The following is a 15,015-nucleotide window of genomic DNA, read 5'->3' as shown; positions in this document are numbered from 1 at the left end:
GAAATACCGTGTCGCCCTGCTGACGCCGCGTCACCGCGGCGGCGGGCCGAACCGGTTCTCCCCCGGCCGGCCCCGCCCACTCCAGAACGAGAGCAGGAAGAGCCAGCCGAAGCACGAGATGATGCCGACGCACCACCAGCCGGAACGCCCGACGTCGTGCAGCCGCCGGACCCCGACGCTGACGAACGGCACCACCCACGGCAGGTAGAGGACGGTGCCGGTCGTGTAGACCCATTCTTCGTTCACGGCGTTCTCGATGGCCCCGAGTACCAGGACCAGCGGCACGTAGGCCAGGAAGAAGTACCAGAACTCCGGCCGCGAGGCCCGGCCCCGGAGCCGGAAGCTCAGCCGCACCGCCCGGGCCACCGCGGCGCCGAAACCGATCTTGCTCCGCCCAGGAGTGACCGGCGCACCCTCCGACTGCATACGCCGAGCATCGAACGCGCGGCAGGGGACCGGTCCCGGAGGATACCGCCCGATACTGCGAAAGCAGCACGCGTTCCGGGGAAGTTGTGAGAGAGCAGTGGCCAAGACGGGCGATTGTCCGCAGGTACGTCTGGCCTGCATCCACGACGAGCGATACCGCGAATACCTCGCCGTGTCCACGACCACCGTCCGGTACTCGCTGAGCGACATCCCGGTTTCGCGGCCCGCCACCGGCCTCGTCGAAGCCACGGTGGCCTGCGGCTCGTGCGAGAGCTCTTTGCCTGTTCGGGTGTTCAGTTCCGCTTGGCGCAGGCGGCGGAAGCTGGCCTGGTTCGGGCTGTTCCTGCTCGGAGCGTCGATCGCCACGCCGTCGACCATCCGGCTGATCACCTTGGAGGCGCTCGACGACTCAGCCGTGCTGCCGTACGTGCTGCCGGCGGTCCTCAACGTCCTCGGTCTCGGCGCGGTGGTGGTGGGAATCTTTTTCTTCTGCACCGAAGACGGTGTCCGGCTCGCCTCGTTCTGGGGTGACGCCGACCATCGTCTCCGCCGGTGGTGATGAGGACGGTGGATCGAAATGCCCGCGGCGGGACCGGCTCGACCGACCGCGCGGATCGGCAGCGGTCACCTCGAACCGGGTCAGGCTGGGCCGCACCGACGCGTCCGACAGCGATCCATGGTCGGGCCGCGAGGCAAGCGGCGGAGGCCCGAGTGTCAGGATCGGCAACCGAGGACGTGGTCGACGGCTGCGTGCAGCGTCTCGGTTTCGGTGGTCAGGATCGATTCCTCGGCGGGCAAGGCCCTCGCGATGGAGAGTCCGTTGAGGACGGTCACGAGGAATCTGGCGCGCCGCCGGTTGTCGCCGTCGGCGAGGGCGCCTTCGTTGCTCAGGACGGTTAACCAGTACTCGACGCGACGGTGCGCTTCCCGTTCGACAGCGAGATACGCCGCGCGGTTCTCGTCAGTCGGTTCGGGCTCGATGAACGTCTGGAAGATCTCGCTCCAGCCCGCTCGTGCTTGGTCGCCCACGCCGGCGAGGGCGAGTACCTGCCGGAGGCAGTCGATCAGCCGGTCCCGCGCCGGTACTGATCGGTCGTGGATCCGGTCGTCGGGGGCGACGACGTCGTAGATGCCGGCGAGGACGGCGTCCTGCAGGGCGCGCTGTGTCGGGAAATGGTGCCTGAGCGACCCGGTGCTCACCCCGGCCCGCGCCGCCACCGCTCGCACGCTGAGCCGCGCGCCCGGATCTTCCCCGAACATCGCCATGGCCGCCCGAAGGACCATGTCCCGGCTGCTGAGACCCGTCTCCTGCTCCGTCATCAACACCTCTCCAACACACTGTACTAGCACACTGTGCTAGCGTTGCGGCCGACCGCACTAGCACAGTGTATTAGAAGCGTGTCGAGGCAGTCGTCACGCGGTTGCCCGACCGAACGAATGGACGTGAACCCATGGACCGCCTCCGCAGGCCGTTCCAGCTCATCCGCGCCGACCTGCGCGCATATCTCCTGTTCAACGCCTTCGTCTACGGGATGGTGCTCCTCGGTATGGCAGTGGGGGTGCTCTTCCCGGAGCTGCACGCCTCGCGGGTCGCCTCCTTCGCGGGAGGCGAGCAGGGCGCGCTCGTCAACGCCGTGGTCGGCAACGGGTGGGTGTTCGGCACGGTCATCTTCCTCGTGAACGTGTTCCCGACCGCGCTGCTGCTGATCACCCTCCCGTCGCTCGTGGTGCCCTTCGCCGGGCTCGCGGTCTTCGCGATCAAGACGATCGATCTGGGCCTCACGCTCGCCCCCGTCGACGCGACCTCACGGCTGACCCTCATCCCGCATTCGCTCACGCTGGTCATCGAGTTCCAGGCCTACGCGCTCGTGATGTTCGGTGCCTACCTGCTCGGCAGGTCGTGGCTCCGGCCCGCGACCGTCGAGGCCTCCACCCGTCGGCAGGGATACGCGCGCGGCCTGACCCGGCTCGGGTGGCTCTGGCTCCCGGCGCTCGTGCTTTTCGTCATCGGCGCGGTGTACGAGGTCATCGAGATCTACTTCCTCGTGCCGCTGGCGCTCGAACCCTGATCGCCGGGCACCGCCCACCGAACATTTTCCGTTCTCACCGAATCGATTTTCGCCGGCGACGCCGGCGAGCTGAGGAGACGTCGTCATGCACAAGTGGAGCCGACGTCGCGCAGCGAGGCGGGTAGCGCCCGGTACCGGGCGGGAACTGAAGCCGTTCCGCTGGTGGCAGCCTTTCTCGCGATCGCTGTACTCGGTCGAGCTCGGCCGCGACGGGCGGCAGGCGGTGTACACGGTCGACGTGCATCATCGACGGCGATTTTTCGCAACCGACGGCAAGGGCACAGCCGACCTCTACCTCGACGGCCGTCATCAGGCCCAGTCCAAGCTCCCCGCCGTCTTTCCCGCCCCGGGCGGCGCGATCGAGGTCGCGGAATCCCCGTTCGGGCTGAAGCGCTGCCACTACGTCGAGGCGGGAGGGGTCGAGCGTCCGCTGACCCCGGAGCACACCTCGGCCGAAGGACGACGTGCACACCTCGCTCGCAGGCACCCCGCGCTGAGCCGCGCGATCAGTGTCACGTCGGTGCTCCTGCTCCTGATCTCGGTGCTCCTGCTCATTCCGCAGCTGATCGAGGTCGCGTTCGAACTGCCGCCCGTCGCCGCGCGCTTCGGGGCGTTCGTCTCGCCTGTCTCCCTGCCAGGGTGGCTCAACTCCCTGCTCGGCATCGGCGCCGTGCTGGCCAGTGTCGAACGCGCACTCCGCCTACGGCACAACCACTTCCTGGACACGGTCGGCTAGCACCGAGGCCTCACAGCCGCCACGACTCGCCGACAGACCCTGCACCTGCGCCGGCGACCACTCGAAGCAACCAGCGTCTGGCCGAAGCCGAACGATGTCGCGCATTTCCTCGATCGCCCCGTCGGTGACGCGGGTGAACTCCGCCTGCGCCGCCGCCACGGCAGCGAGCGCGGCATCACGGCTGTCGCGGTCACCGGCCTGCCCGGCGGCCCAGAGTGCGGCCCGGGCTCGCCCGGGGCCTCACCCCGTGCCCCAAGCGGTGATCACGTGGCTGACATCGCTTCCGGCCGACCTGGTCCCGATCGTAGGCACCGGTCGCCCCGCGCACCTGATGCAGCTGACCGAAGCGGCGGACGTCGAACTGACCCCTCAGGAACTGGGTTCACTGACGATTTGATGTCCCCCGGCGACCGATGCCCGTCCAGGGTCGGCGGACCCGGCGATCGCGGACCTGCCCGTAGGACGACGAGCGATCACTGGACGATCGTCAAGCCAGACACTGAATCGCCCCCGATCGCGGGCGCAAAGTCACCGGGTGAGGAATCCGCCGTCTACGAAAAGGTCCTGGCCGTTGACCCCGCCGTTGCGGAGGAGGAAGTCCGTGGCGTCGGCGATCTCTTCCATCGTGACCAGGCGCCCGATCGGCGTGCGGTCGGCCTGCGGACCGAGGTCGGCGTCGCGCCACCGGGGACTGTCGCCCACCAGCCCCGGGTGCACCGCGTTGACCCGGTGCGGCGCGATTTCGACGGCGAGCGTCTTCACCAGCCCCGTGACGGCGCTGTTGAAAGTGGTGATGACGGTCGAGCCCGGATAAGGCCGTTCCTTGGCCAGACCGCCGAAAAGGACGACCGACGCTTCCGGCGTGAACCGCTCCCGCAGGACTCTGACGGCCTCCGTGTAGCCGACCAGCTTCGTCGTCACCGCGGTGATGGCCTCGGCGATGTCGAAGTTCTGCAACGTGTTCGGGCGCTGGTGGCTGGCCGTGATCACCAGGTGGTCGAGGGACGGCAGCCCTGCGGCCGACGCGGCGATCGTCTCCGGCCGTGCGAGATCCAGGCCGATCCCGGTCACGGTGGGGCCGATGTCCTTCGCGGCGGCCTCGGCACGGCCCGCGTCGCGACCGGCGATCACCACGGTGCCACCGCGGTCCGCGTGCCGCCCGGCGATGAAGCGGCCGAGCCCGTCGGTGCCACCGATGATCAGCAAAGTACTCATGAGCTCCCTCACCTCTAATGACCACTTGGTCATTAACGAGCATAGAGGCTTACTGGCCAGTTGGTAAGTTGGGTGGCATGACCAAACCCCCGCATCGGCGGGACCCGGAAGGCCACCGCCGGGCCATCCTGGAGGCGGCCCGCACCTGCTTCGGCGAACGCGGCTTCGCCCGGGCGACAGTGCGGGAGATCGCGTCACGCGCGGGGGTCACCCACGGCCTGGTCCTGCGCCAGTTCGGCTCGAAGGAGCAGCTGTTCCTCGCCGCGGTGCCGGGTCACCGTGAGCTCGACGAGGTGATCGCCGGCGACCTGGACACGTTGCCGGACCGCGTCGCGCACGCCTACGTGGAACGGATGGAGGCCGGCGCCGCCGTCGACCCCCTCGTGGTCCTGCTGCGCAGCATCGCCTCGGATCAGCAGGCGGCAGCGAAGCTGTACGCCGCGATGGAGGCCAGCAGCATCCAGGCCTACCGCGAAGTCCTCCCCGACCAGGACACCGCCGCCCGCGTCGCGATGCTCGGCGCGCAACTCATCGGCGTGACGGTCAACCGCTACATCGCCCAGACCGGACCACTCGCCCGGATGTCCGCCCCGACGCTCACCGCGCACCTGGCCCGCGTGCTACGGCAGATCCTCTTCGATCCACCCAGGTGACGCAGCCCGACGTGATCGTCGTGTCGGTGTAGACCGGCACCGGTGACGTCGGGCGCGCTCCCCGGACCACCCAGTGTCTCCAGGCGACACACCCGCTGTTTGTTCGCGCCGGCGAGGCCAGCGATCAGGAAACACCCAGCCACCACGGCCAGCACTTGCCGGGCGCACTGAACGTCTGGAGCCGACAGGCAGGCACGTTCGACTCGGCGCACGTCGCGTTGATCGCCGTGTCCATCACGGCGTTGTCCGGAGTGATACTGACTGCGGCCGCACGGACCGCACGCGACCCGTGCCACATCCAAACGAGAACCTGTTCCAGATGATGATCGAGCGCGATGATCCTGCCGAGGATGAACCGGAGGTGGTGCGTGTGACCGCCGTCGGCAGTTCCACCCTCGGGTACGGCCCCGGGGAACCGGGATCAGCGCGGCGGGCCGACGATGACGTTGCCGAACTTCTCCGCCGCCTCGGCCATCCGGGCCGGGGAAATCTCGAAACCGTCCGGCCGGGGTTCGGCCCGGTCCCGGCCGGCGTGGCGGAACATGCCCTCGATCCCCGCCGGGGTATTGATCATCAGCAGGTCGGCCTTCTCGGACGTGATGCGGTAGGCATGCGGGATGTTCTTGGGCAGGAAGACGATGCCGCCCTCCGCCAGCTCCATCTCCTCCTCGCCCACCCAGACCAGCGCGGTCCCCTTGATGAGCATGAAGACTTCGTCTTCCTTGGTGTGCAGGTGAAACGGCGGCGCTTCACCCTTGCTGACGTCGAACCGGCCGACCATCAGCCGGCCGTCGGTCGCCGCGCTGTCGAGCAGGATCGACAGCGTGCCGCCGTCGAGCCACTCCAGTTTCTGCTGCTGATCGGGCTGGGCGAGATAGGCCATGCTCATCGGGTGGCTCCGTTCGAAGTGGACGGTCAGAAGGAGCCGAGGGCACGCAGGCGATCGGCGACCGCGCGGCGGGCGACATCGGTGTCCCAGGCGAACGTGTCGAACTCGTGCGGCACACCGGGGTGCAGGTGCAACTCCACGTCGACCCCGGCCGCGCCGAGCCGCCGGGCGTGGTCGAGGTCCTCGTCGCGGAAGATGTCGAGCTGGCCGACCTCGAGGTACGTCGGCGGCAGGCCCGTCAGGTCGGCCGCCCGCGCCGCGGCGGCGTACGGCGAAACGTCGGCGCCGCCGGCCCGGGCACCGAGCAACGCCGACCACCCGGTGGCGTTGTCCTCGTAGTTCCACGTCGCGAACGGGACCAGCTCCGGGTCAGGCGTCGTCGTACGGTCGTCGAGCATCGGGAAGACGAGGATCTGACGCGCCACCGCCGGTCCACCGCGGTCGCGGGCAAGCAGCGTCACGCCGGCGGCCAGACCGCCACCGGCGCTGTCGCCCATCACCGCGATCCGAGCGGGATCGACGCCGAGTTCGGCGGCGTGGTCGTGGAGCCACTTCAGTCCGGTGTAGACGTCTTCGACCGGCGTGGGGTCGGGGTGCTCGGGTGCGAGCCGGTAGTCGACGGCCAGCATCGGCACCCCGCACGCGGAGACGTACCGGGCGATCGGCGCGTCGTAGAGCGCGACGCTGCCCAGGATCATCCCGCCGCCGTGCAGGTACAACGCGGCCGAGCCCGGAGCGGCGCCGTCCTTGGCGTACCAGCGCAGCAACACCTTCGTGCCGTCCCCGGCGACCGCGTGGAAGTCGGTGGCCGTCACGTCGGCCACGGCGGGGTGTGGCGCGGCGGCCATGGCTTCGGCCATCGGCGCCAGGATCGCGGCGACCTGAGGGTCGACGGTGAACGTCACAACGGTCCTTCTTTCCGGAGATTCGTTTGGACCGAGATCGACGGCGATCGGGCCGGGACACGAGACTCGACGGGTCGCCCGCGTGCGATAAACGGACGATATCGTCCGACTAATCGGCTGTCAACGACGCCGCCGGAGCACCCAGCTGCGATGATCGGTGCCGTGACCGATGAACAGGACAAGGTCGTCCGGCGCCGAGGGCCACGCCGCGACGCGGCCGACAACCGCGACCGGGTCCTGGCGGCCGCCGCCGTCGCGGTCCGCCGGGAAGGGACCGCGGTCCCGATGGCCACCATCGCGGCGGACGCCGGGGTCGGCGTCGGGACTGTGTACCGCCACTACCCCTCGCGGGACGCGCTGCTCGGCGCGCTGACGCACCGGTCCTTCCAGCTCGTGCTCGAGACCGCCCGGAGAGCCGCGGCTCTCGATGCGGCGGCGATCGACCGGATCCGCTTCTTCCTGGAGCAGACCATCGAGCACGGTTCGGACCTCGTGCTCCCGATGCACGGCGGGCCGGCGCCCATCGATCAGGCCACGGTCGCAGTTCGTGAAGAGGCCCATCGCACACTGGGCTCGATCCTGGAGCGAGGGCAGCGCGACGGCACGATCCGAACCGAGGTCACCAGGGCGGACGTCGTCATCTTCGGCGCGTTGCTGGCGCAGGGCCTACCGCACGTCCCCGATTGGAAGCTCGCTGCCCGCCGCCAAGCCGACATCTACCTCGCAGGCATCCTGAATTCCCCCGATGAGCCGGGGGCCGACCGCTGAGGCTTCCGCCATCATCGACGCGATGAGTAGCTGGCACCTTCGGCAACCGGCGGGAGCACCCAGCGAGCCGCGCTCTACGCGGTGGGCATGAAAGGCGACCGCGACAGGCTGCGGCTCCTGCGGGCACACGCCCCCGGCGTCCGCTCCCGCGCGAACTGGTGGCTGCGGCTCCCGGCCGAGGCGTCCGCGGGCGCAGCCCTCTGAAGACCGGTGTGGCCGATCCCGACTTCCGCGGGTTCCGCGGGTGGTGCGATCGACGGGAGACTCGGCCGCGTCACCCACGCCGTGGAGGGAAACCCGTGCGCCTCACCGCCCTGCTCCCCCTGCTCGCCGCCGTTCCGCTCTTCGCGCTCCCCGCCCCCGCAGCCGGCGCGTCCGGTTGCTTCGACCCGGCCGCGCCGCTGACCGTCGAGGAACAGCGCCTGACCGCTTCCCTGCCTGCGGGCGGCCCCGCCGTCGGGCCCGAACTCGTGCGACTGGCGGGCTTCGACCCGCTCGTCGCCGAGGTGAAGCACGACCTCTGCGCAGCGCGCACCCCGCGCCGGGCCGAGCGCGTCGTCACACAGGCCGGCGAGCGGTTGTGGCGGACGGCCATCGACCGCGCGCAGGGCCGCCGCCCCGACCTCGGCACGCTCGACCGGTTCGACGACCGGCCGCTGTACTGGGCGCGGCTGCAGCTCAGCAGCGCGATCCGGCAGTGGGCACCGGCGTCTGCTTCGCAGCGGGCGACGCTGCTGACGGCGTTCGACCGCGGCTCGCGCGGCCTCGACGACGTCCGGTTCCCGCTGGGGAAGACGCGGCGGGTCATGGTGAGCGGCTTCGACCCGTTCCAGCTCGACGGCCCGGGGATCACCATCTCGAACCCGGCGGGAGCGTCGGCGCTGCAGCTGGACGGGCGCGTCCTCGACACGCCGGCGGGCCCCGCCGTGGTGCAGGCGGTGAGTTTCCCGGTCGTGTGGGGCTACTTCGACCAGGGCATCGTGGAATCGGCGTACGGCACGGCGTTGCGCGACCGCGCGCGGCGGCCGGACGTCGTGCTGACGATCAGCCAGGGCCGTCCGGGCCGTTTCGACGTCGAACGCTGGGCCGGCGCCTGGCGGGGAGGCTTTCCGGACAACAACAACGCGTCGGTGACGGGCGGGGTCCCGCCGGCCGCGGGCTGGCCGCAGCCGGACGTCCAGTTCATCGAGACGACGCTGCCCTACTCGCGGATGCTCGAGGTGACCGGTGCTTATCCGGTCAACTTCAACCAGGCGTTCTGCGTGTGGCCGGACTCCGCGCACCCGGGTACGGGGACGTCGGTGTGCCGGTCGGACGCCCCGGCGCCGGGCGAGATCGCGGCTTCGGGCGGCGGCGGGAACTACCTGTCCAACGAATCGATGTACCGAGCCAACCGCGTCCGGCTCGGGTTGGGCTTGACGTCGGTGGCGGGCGGTCACCTGCACACGCCGGTGCTGGGCCAGCCGACAGGGCTCACCGACCCGGCGTTCGAAGCCCGCCGCCAAGCGATCGCGTCCGAGGTTCTGGCCCTGACTTCCGCCGCGGCCGCCGGTTCGACCTCGCCGGTTCCCTTGCGAACAACGGAATCGCCGCGAGCGGCGCTGAACTCCCTGCCGGGCACGGTCCTCCCCGGCTGAGTTCACAGCAGGCAGATCAGTTCCATGGACGCTTTGCCGAGTCGCGCCCGGATTCTCGCGATGGCGGCCAGGTCAAGTACTCGGGGATGCCGCGGCCATGATCACTCAGATACATGCCGAACAACGCCCCCGACGCCTTCCTACCCGACCTCGCCGGGAGCCTGAACAACCGTCGCTCTCGACGCAGAGGTCGCGCCGACATTCCGCTGGACGGTACTGAATCCGGGACCGCCGCGGTCACTGTCATTCGACTGGTTCCGCCTTCGTCCCTGGGCTCCTGTCCCCAGCGCACTGTCCACCTGCGACCGAGGCTCATGGTGACCGTGCCGGTCGCGAAGCCCGGCGGATGCGGACCGAGGCCGGGTCGCGCTCGCCGCCTGCGCGACACCGACACCTGTCGAACGACTGTCCGAATCGGTGCGACGGCGTCGATTCCCCGTGGCCATCCGACGGAAGCGCCGGAGTGGCGCGGGACCGGATCCTGACAACCGCCGCGGATGCGTGCCCGGCCCGCATCGAGGCGGCTTTCGAGGAGCGCCGGTGAGGCCTGCTCCAGTGCGGACAGCGTCCTACTCAAAGGGAAGATCCACATGAATGATTTCTCCGCCGACGAGGCCGGCACGGTTGTGTTCATTCACGGCCTCTGGGTGAATTCGCGCAGCTGGGAGGGGTGGAAGCCACGTTACGAGGCTCGGGGATACCGGGTGCTCGCCCCGGCCTGGCCGGGGCTCGACCGCGAGGTGGAGGAGCTTCGGCGTGACCCCACGGGGATCGCCGGAGTCGGCCTTCGCGAGGTGGTCGACCACTACGACAACATCATCCGCACGCTGGATCGTCCGCCGATCATCATGGGCCACTCGTTCGGCGGCACCATCGTCCAGATGCTGCTCGACCGCGGACTGGGCAGGGTCGGTGTCGCGATCGACTCGGCGGCCGTCAAGGGGGTCCTTCCGCTGCCGCTGTCGACCCTCAAGTCGACCTTCCCGGTCCTGGGAAACCCGGCCAACCGGAACAAAGCGGTCTCGCTGACGCCGGAGCAGTTCCACTACGCCTTCACCAACACGCTCACCGAGAGCGAGTCCGCTGCGCGCTACGAGCGGTATGTCGTCCCCGGCTCGGCCCGCGTGCTCTTCCAGGGGGCGTTCGCCAACTTCAACCCCCGCGCCGTGACCCGGGTCGATTTCCGCACGCGCCAGGCCCCGCTCCTGTTCATCGCGGGTGGGTCCGACCACCTCGTGCCGCCGAAGGTCAACCAGGCCAACCTGCGGCTTTCCAGCAAGTCCGCGGCTGTCACCGAGTACCGGGAATTCCCCGGGCGCTCGCACTTCATCATCGGCCAGGACGGCTGGCAGGAAGTCGCCGACTACGCCCTGAACTGGGCCGAGGAACACGCCGCCGCCCGTGCCTGAGCGTCGACACCTCCGGCCCCACCACCACGAACTCCCGCGGGCAGACACGTCTGCGGACAGCAATGACCATTGTCTCGAACAAGGAGAAACCGTGCGCAAACGTCGTGTTTTCCGTTCCGCCGTCCTCGGCGCGACCGGGATCGCCCTCGCCGCCGGCGTGACCACGCTGGCATCGGCCGCACCGGCCCCCCAGGCCGCGCCTGTCGCGCTCTCGTACCCGGCCGCGGCTCCGAAGCCGACGATCGTCTTCGTCAACGGAGCCTGGTCGAGCGCCCAGAGCTGGGTCGATGTGATCAAGCCCCTGCAGGCGGCCGGCTACCCGGTCGTCGCCCCGCCGACGGCCCTGCGCAGCCTCTCCGGCGATTCCGCCTTGCTGGCTTCCTACCTCAAGACCATCCAGGGTCCGGTCGTCCTGGTCGGGCAATCCTACGGCGGAGCAGTCATCACCAGTGCCGCCACGGGCAACCCCAACGTCAAGGCTCTGGTCTACATCTCGGCCTTCGAGCCGGACACGAAGGAAAACGTCACGGCCCTCGCCGGGCAATTCCCCGGCAGCCACCTCAGCACCGATCCCACCGCGGTGCCTCCCACCGCCCTCAGCGCCGTCCCCGTCCCCTACCTCAACCCCGGCGGGCAGGCCGAGGTCGAGCTGTACGCCAAGGCGGCCCAGTACCGGGACCTGTTCTTCAGCAACCGCGTCTCCGTGTCCACCGCCGCGGCACTCGCCGCCACGCAGAGCCCGGTCGCCTCGACGGCCCTGGGCGAGGGCCTCGAGGGCGAGCCGGGCTGGAAGACGATCCCCTCGTGGACCCTCGTCTCCGACGCCGACCACGTGATCCCGGCGGCCGCCGAGCGCTTCATGGCCACCCGCGCCCACTCCCACATCGTCGAGGCCGACACTCCCCACGCCGCGCAGGTGACCAACCCGGGGATCGTCGTCAACCTCATCGAGCGGGCCGTCGCGGGCACCCGGTGACGTGAACCGGGCGACACCGCCGGCCGGCCCGGCGGTGTCGGCCCGGGCGATCTATTCCGGCGTTCCCTCGAACGAAGCAGAGCCGGCCCCACCGCGCCACGACCGTGGCGAACTGCCATAGGCACGGGAGAAGGCCCGGCTGAAGGCGGCTTCGGAGGTGTAGCCCACGCGGGCCGCGATCCGGCCCACCGGGTCGGTCGTGCCGCGCAGCAGGTGCGCCGCGTGACCCAGCCGGCACCGCAATACGTACGAACCGGGCGTTTCCCCGACCGACTCGGCGAACCGCGTCGCGAACGCCGAACGTGATAGCGACGTGAGCCGGGCCAGCTCGTCGACGGGCCAGTCACGGCCGGGGTCTCGGTGGATCGCGGTGAGGACCGGCGCGAGCACCGGGTCCAGCGCTGCCGTCAGCCAGCCGGCGTGGCGCACATCGCCGGATGCGGCCCACGACCGCAGCGACCAGATGAAGAGCAAGTCGAGCGCTCTCGAAACCATCACGCGGGTGCCGGGTGCCGAGTTCGTCACCTCGAACACGAGAAGCTCCCTGATGGGCACGAGCCACGCCGCCGATCGCGCGTCGCCGCGGATCACGATCGCCGCCGGCAGAACTCCGAGCAGTGGCGCGGCGACAACCGTCTCGACGACGAACTCCCCGGTCACCCAGGTCGTGTGCGGCGTCGCTCGGACGACGTGGGCATCACCCCGCGCGAGCAGCACCAGGTCTCCTGTACCCAGCTCCACCGTGTCTTCGCCCGCGACCTCGACGCTGATCCCGCCTTCCTCGACGAAGTGCAGCACCCTGGCCCCGGCCGGATGCCGCTCACTCGGGCTCGACCGGCGTCGCACCTCGCCACCCTGCAGGTGAATCGCCTGCAACACGTCCGAGAGCGCATCGTGCTCGCCGTAAGCCGGCGGCTGTGGTGAATCGGCAAAGTCTTCCGGATCTTGAGCCATGTTTTCGTTCCGTCCTCCTTTTAAGCTGCGAGCTGAGTGCGCGATGGTTCCGCCCGAACGGACCCGGCGCTCCCGACGGAGGAGGCACCCATCATGTTTGCCAAGTGGACCGTATGTCATCGGATCATCTGAGTAAAATCGATCCGGGGTCGGATGATCCGGCATTTCACGCGATGCCGTGGAGCATCGTCCAAAACCACTGAAAGCCCCAACGTGGGAAGAATGCTTGAGCGCCAGGTCCGCCCGGCACCTGACGCCGGCGCTCCGCGCGGCCAGGTGAAGGATTCCTACGTTGACAGCCAGCAGTGACCACCGGCGAATCGCTTGTGGACAGTCCGGCCCGCGTGGGCGGGGAGCGTGATCCAGTGGGTGACAGCGGCCTCTTCGAACACACCGGTGTCGAATTTCTCGTGGGACGCGGCGTGGCGCTCGAGCGCATCCGCGGCTTCCTCGACGCCCCGGATCGCGGTGGAGCGCTCCTGTTGTCGGGGGCGGCGGGGGTGGGCAAGACCCTCCTGCTCAATGCCGTGGCGGAAGCGGCGGTCGCGAACGGTTCGCGGGTCCTGCGTGCCGCCGGTGTCGAGTTCGAGGCCGACGTGAGCTATTCCGGGCTGAACCAGGTCCTCTTCCCCGTCTACGAGTCGTTCGGGGAACTCGAGCCGCCGCACGCCGAAGCGCTGCAAGTCGCCCTGGGCTTCGGGAGCGGAGCAGCGCCGGAACGGCTCGTCGTATCGAACGCGACGCTCATGCTCCTGCGTCACGTGGCCAAGGCCGGCCCGCTGCTCCTGATCGTCGACGACCTGCCGTGGCTCGACCGGGCCAGCGCCGCCGTGCTGGGCTTCGTCGCCCGCAGGCTCAACGGCACCCGCGTCACCTTCCTCGGCGCCATGCGCTCGGGAAGCGAAACCTTCTTCAACCACGGTGGCCTGCCCGAGTACGAGGTGCCGCCGCTGGACGGGGAGTCCTCACAGCTCCTGCTCACCACTCGATTTCCGACGCTGGCCGCTCGGGTGCGTCAGCGACTGCTGTCGGTTGCCGAGGGCAACCCGCTGGCTCTGCTCGAGTTGCCGACGGCGCTGAGCGGGGAGCAGCGCGTGGCCTTGGAGAACCTCCCCGAGGTGCTCCCGCTCAGCCAGCGGCTTCAGGCGCTGTTCGCCTCCCGGGTGTCGGCCCTCTCCTCGCCGCACGGCGGTTGCTGCTGCTCGCGACGCTGGAGGGAACCGGCAATCTCGCGGTCCTGCGGGCGTCGGCGCGGCAGGCCGGCTACGAATCCGACCTCGAAGACCTCGCCTCGGCCGAGCAGGATCGGCTGGTGGCTTTCGACGAGGGCACGCGCAGGCTCGTTTTCCGGCACCCCTTGATCCGCTCGGCGGTCGTGGATGCCTGCACGAGTGCCGAGCGCAGAGCGGCCCATCGAGCGTTGGCCCACGTGCTGGTGAGCCACCCCGAGCGGCGGGCCTGGCACCTCGGCGAAGCTTCGGTCGAGCCGGACGAGCACGTGGCCGGCCTCTTGGAACACGCGGCGCGTCGCATCGCGGCCCGCGGAGACGCCGTCGGTGCGGTGGCGGCGCTGGTGAGGGCTGCCGACCTGAGTCCCCAAAGCTCGCACCGCGCTCGCCGGCTCGCCGAGGCCGCCTACGTCGGCGCCGACGCGACCGGGCAGCTGCACAACGCGTCGGAACTGCTCGAAGGCGCCCGCTTGGCCGACCCGGAGCTGAGGGGCTCCCTCCACTTCGCGGCCGCCGCGGTCTTCTTGATCATCAACGGCGACGGGGACATCGACACCGCCCACCGGCTGCTGGCCGGCGCCGTCGAGAGCGGCATGCACCGCTACGACGCCCAGGACGGCGCCCTCATCGACGCGCTGCACCTGCTGCTGCTCCTGTGCTTCTACAGTGGCCGCGCGGAGCTGTGGGATCCTTTGTACGCGACGCTCCGGCGCCTGCGACCGGAGCCACCCGCCCTGTTGTCGGTGGCGGCCAAGACCTTCTCCGACCCGGTCCGTTCCGGTGCCGGGGCTCTGGACCAGCTGGAATCCGTTCTCGGCGACCTGCAGAAGGAAACCGACCCCGGCCGGATCGTGCGCGCCGGCACGGGCGCGCTCTACCTCGATCGCCTCGCGGACGTCCGCGAGCCTTCGTGGCGAGTCGTTCTCCAAGGGCGCGACGGTGGTCCGCCGCGCCGGCACGTCGGCGCGCTGATGCACCTGTGCCTGGACGACTACCTCACCGGCAGGTGGGACGAATGCCTGGAACTGGCCGACGAAGGAACCCAGGTGTGCCAGGACTCCGGGTACCAGTTCTTCAACTGGTACTTCTGGTACTGCCGAGCCGTCGGGGGGGCCGCCCCCCCGCCCCGCGCAGAAGGGGAGGCCCGGC

15 protein-coding genes are annotated in these 15,015 nt (G+C 69.9%); 9 read left to right on the top strand and 6 right to left on the bottom strand.

The annotated features are described in order from the left end of the window. Positions 1 to 30 precede the first annotated feature (30 nt). Positions 31 to 426 (bottom strand): DUF805 domain-containing protein, encoded by a 396-nt coding sequence (locus AB0M83_RS11475; protein ID WP_364515874.1) that lies wholly within the window; start codon positions 424 to 426, stop codon positions 31 to 33. A gap of 172 nt (positions 427 to 598) precedes the next feature. Between AB0M83_RS11475 and AB0M83_RS11470 the strand changes: the two genes are divergently transcribed. Next, positions 599 to 985: a hypothetical protein gene (locus AB0M83_RS11470; RefSeq protein WP_364515872.1), complete on the top strand. Its 387-nt coding sequence runs from the start codon at positions 599 to 601 to the stop codon at positions 983 to 985. A gap of 155 nt (positions 986 to 1,140) precedes the next feature. Here the strand turns inward: AB0M83_RS11470 and AB0M83_RS11465 are convergent, their stop codons facing one another. Further along, positions 1,141 to 1,746 (bottom strand): helix-turn-helix domain-containing protein, encoded by a 606-nt coding sequence (locus AB0M83_RS11465; RefSeq protein ID WP_364515870.1) that lies wholly within the window; start codon positions 1,744 to 1,746, stop codon positions 1,141 to 1,143. A 131-nt stretch (positions 1,747 to 1,877) separates the two neighbouring features. Here AB0M83_RS11465 and AB0M83_RS11460 point away from each other — a divergent pair, with 131 nt between their 5' ends. Together AB0M83_RS11460 and AB0M83_RS11455 are read left to right on the top strand one after the other, a co-directional pair. Beyond that, positions 1,878 to 2,495 (top strand): stage II sporulation protein M, encoded by a 618-nt coding sequence (locus AB0M83_RS11460; RefSeq protein WP_364515868.1) that lies wholly within the window; start codon positions 1,878 to 1,880, stop codon positions 2,493 to 2,495. A gap of 85 nt (positions 2,496 to 2,580) precedes the next feature. Continuing rightward, the gene (locus AB0M83_RS11455) at positions 2,581 to 3,231 is read left to right on the top strand and encodes a hypothetical protein (RefSeq protein ID WP_364515866.1); all 651 of its coding nucleotides are present in this window, start codon (positions 2,581 to 2,583) and stop codon (positions 3,229 to 3,231) included. A gap of 528 nt (positions 3,232 to 3,759) precedes the next feature. Here AB0M83_RS11455 and AB0M83_RS11450 read toward each other — a convergent pair. Continuing rightward, on the bottom strand, positions 3,760 to 4,446 hold the full coding sequence (locus AB0M83_RS11450) for an SDR family oxidoreductase (RefSeq protein WP_364515864.1): 687 nt from the start codon (positions 4,444 to 4,446) through the stop codon (positions 3,760 to 3,762). A gap of 77 nt (positions 4,447 to 4,523) precedes the next feature. On the opposite strand from AB0M83_RS11450, the gene AB0M83_RS11445 reads away from it, so the two are divergent. Beyond that, positions 4,524 to 5,099 (top strand): TetR family transcriptional regulator, encoded by a 576-nt coding sequence (locus tag AB0M83_RS11445; RefSeq protein WP_364515862.1) that lies wholly within the window; start codon positions 4,524 to 4,526, stop codon positions 5,097 to 5,099. 421 nt (positions 5,100 to 5,520) lie between these two features. Here the strand turns inward: AB0M83_RS11445 and AB0M83_RS11440 are convergent, their stop codons facing one another. Both AB0M83_RS11440 and AB0M83_RS11435 read right to left on the bottom strand, forming a co-directional pair. After that, positions 5,521 to 5,988 carry a cupin domain-containing protein gene (locus AB0M83_RS11440; RefSeq protein WP_364515860.1) on the bottom strand — a complete coding sequence of 156 codons (468 nt, stop codon included), beginning with the start codon at positions 5,986 to 5,988 and terminating at the stop codon, positions 5,521 to 5,523. Positions 5,989 to 6,014: 26 nt separating this feature from the next. Then, entirely contained in the window at positions 6,015 to 6,893 is an 879-nt protein-coding gene (locus AB0M83_RS11435; RefSeq protein WP_364515858.1) for an alpha/beta hydrolase, read from the bottom strand. Between the two features lie 162 nt (positions 6,894 to 7,055). Between AB0M83_RS11435 and AB0M83_RS11430 the strand changes: the two genes are divergently transcribed. The 4 genes from AB0M83_RS11430 to AB0M83_RS11415 all read left to right on the top strand — a co-directional run bounded on the left by AB0M83_RS11430 (position 7,056) and on the right by AB0M83_RS11415 (position 11,683). Further along, complete coding sequence (locus tag AB0M83_RS11430) at positions 7,056 to 7,661, top strand: helix-turn-helix domain-containing protein (protein WP_364515856.1); 606 nt, start codon at positions 7,056 to 7,058, stop codon at positions 7,659 to 7,661. Positions 7,662 to 7,960: 299 nt separating this feature from the next. After that, entirely contained in the window at positions 7,961 to 9,298 is a 1,338-nt protein-coding gene (locus tag AB0M83_RS11425) for a hypothetical protein (protein ID WP_364515854.1), read from the top strand. A 497-nt stretch (positions 9,299 to 9,795) separates the two neighbouring features. Next, positions 9,796 to 10,707: an alpha/beta hydrolase gene (locus AB0M83_RS11420; RefSeq protein WP_364515852.1), complete on the top strand. Its 912-nt coding sequence runs from the start codon at positions 9,796 to 9,798 to the stop codon at positions 10,705 to 10,707. A gap of 91 nt (positions 10,708 to 10,798) precedes the next feature. Beyond that, entirely contained in the window at positions 10,799 to 11,683 is an 885-nt protein-coding gene (locus AB0M83_RS11415; RefSeq protein ID WP_364515850.1) for an alpha/beta hydrolase, read from the top strand. Between the two features lie 51 nt (positions 11,684 to 11,734). Here AB0M83_RS11415 and AB0M83_RS11410 read toward each other — a convergent pair whose 3' ends face one another. Then, positions 11,735 to 12,637, bottom strand: a complete 903-nt coding sequence (locus tag AB0M83_RS11410) for an AraC family transcriptional regulator (RefSeq protein ID WP_364515848.1) — start codon at positions 12,635 to 12,637, stop codon at positions 11,735 to 11,737. 305 nt (positions 12,638 to 12,942) lie between these two features. Here AB0M83_RS11410 and AB0M83_RS11405 point away from each other — a divergent pair, with 305 nt between their 5' ends. Then, positions 12,943 to 13,998: an ATP-binding protein gene (locus AB0M83_RS11405; protein WP_364515846.1), complete on the top strand. Its 1,056-nt coding sequence runs from the start codon at positions 12,943 to 12,945 to the stop codon at positions 13,996 to 13,998. The last annotated feature ends 1,017 nt before the right edge of the window (positions 13,999 to 15,015 follow it).

The sequence above is a fragment of the Amycolatopsis sp. NPDC051106 genome, from assembly GCF_040682775.1.
Lineage (GTDB): Bacteria > Actinomycetota > Actinomycetes > Mycobacteriales > Pseudonocardiaceae > Amycolatopsis.
Note: the sequence above shows the minus strand (reverse complement) of the source record. Positions and strands in the feature narration are given on the sequence as shown.

Excerpts from the sequence above, each read along its gene's own strand:
- AB0M83_RS11475 (WP_364515874.1), bottom strand. The coding sequence starts at position 426 with ATGCAGTCGGAGGGTGCGCCGGTCACTCCTGGGCGGAGCAAGATCGGT.
- AB0M83_RS11465 (WP_364515870.1), bottom strand. The coding sequence starts at position 1,746 with ATGACGGAGCAGGAGACGGGTCTCAGCAGCCGGGACATGGTCCTTCGG.
- AB0M83_RS11460 (WP_364515868.1), top strand. The coding sequence starts at position 1,878 with ATGGACCGCCTCCGCAGGCCGTTCCAGCTCATCCGCGCCGACCTGCGC.
- AB0M83_RS11455 (WP_364515866.1), top strand. The coding sequence starts at position 2,581 with ATGCACAAGTGGAGCCGACGTCGCGCAGCGAGGCGGGTAGCGCCCGGT.
- AB0M83_RS11450 (WP_364515864.1), bottom strand. The coding sequence starts at position 4,446 with ATGAGTACTTTGCTGATCATCGGTGGCACCGACGGGCTCGGCCGCTTC.
- AB0M83_RS11445 (WP_364515862.1), top strand. The coding sequence starts at position 4,524 with ATGACCAAACCCCCGCATCGGCGGGACCCGGAAGGCCACCGCCGGGCC.
- AB0M83_RS11440 (WP_364515860.1), bottom strand. The coding sequence starts at position 5,988 with ATGAGCATGGCCTATCTCGCCCAGCCCGATCAGCAGCAGAAACTGGAG.
- AB0M83_RS11420 (WP_364515852.1), top strand. The coding sequence starts at position 9,796 with ATGCGTGCCCGGCCCGCATCGAGGCGGCTTTCGAGGAGCGCCGGTGAG.
- AB0M83_RS11410 (WP_364515848.1), bottom strand. The coding sequence starts at position 12,637 with ATGGCTCAAGATCCGGAAGACTTTGCCGATTCACCACAGCCGCCGGCT.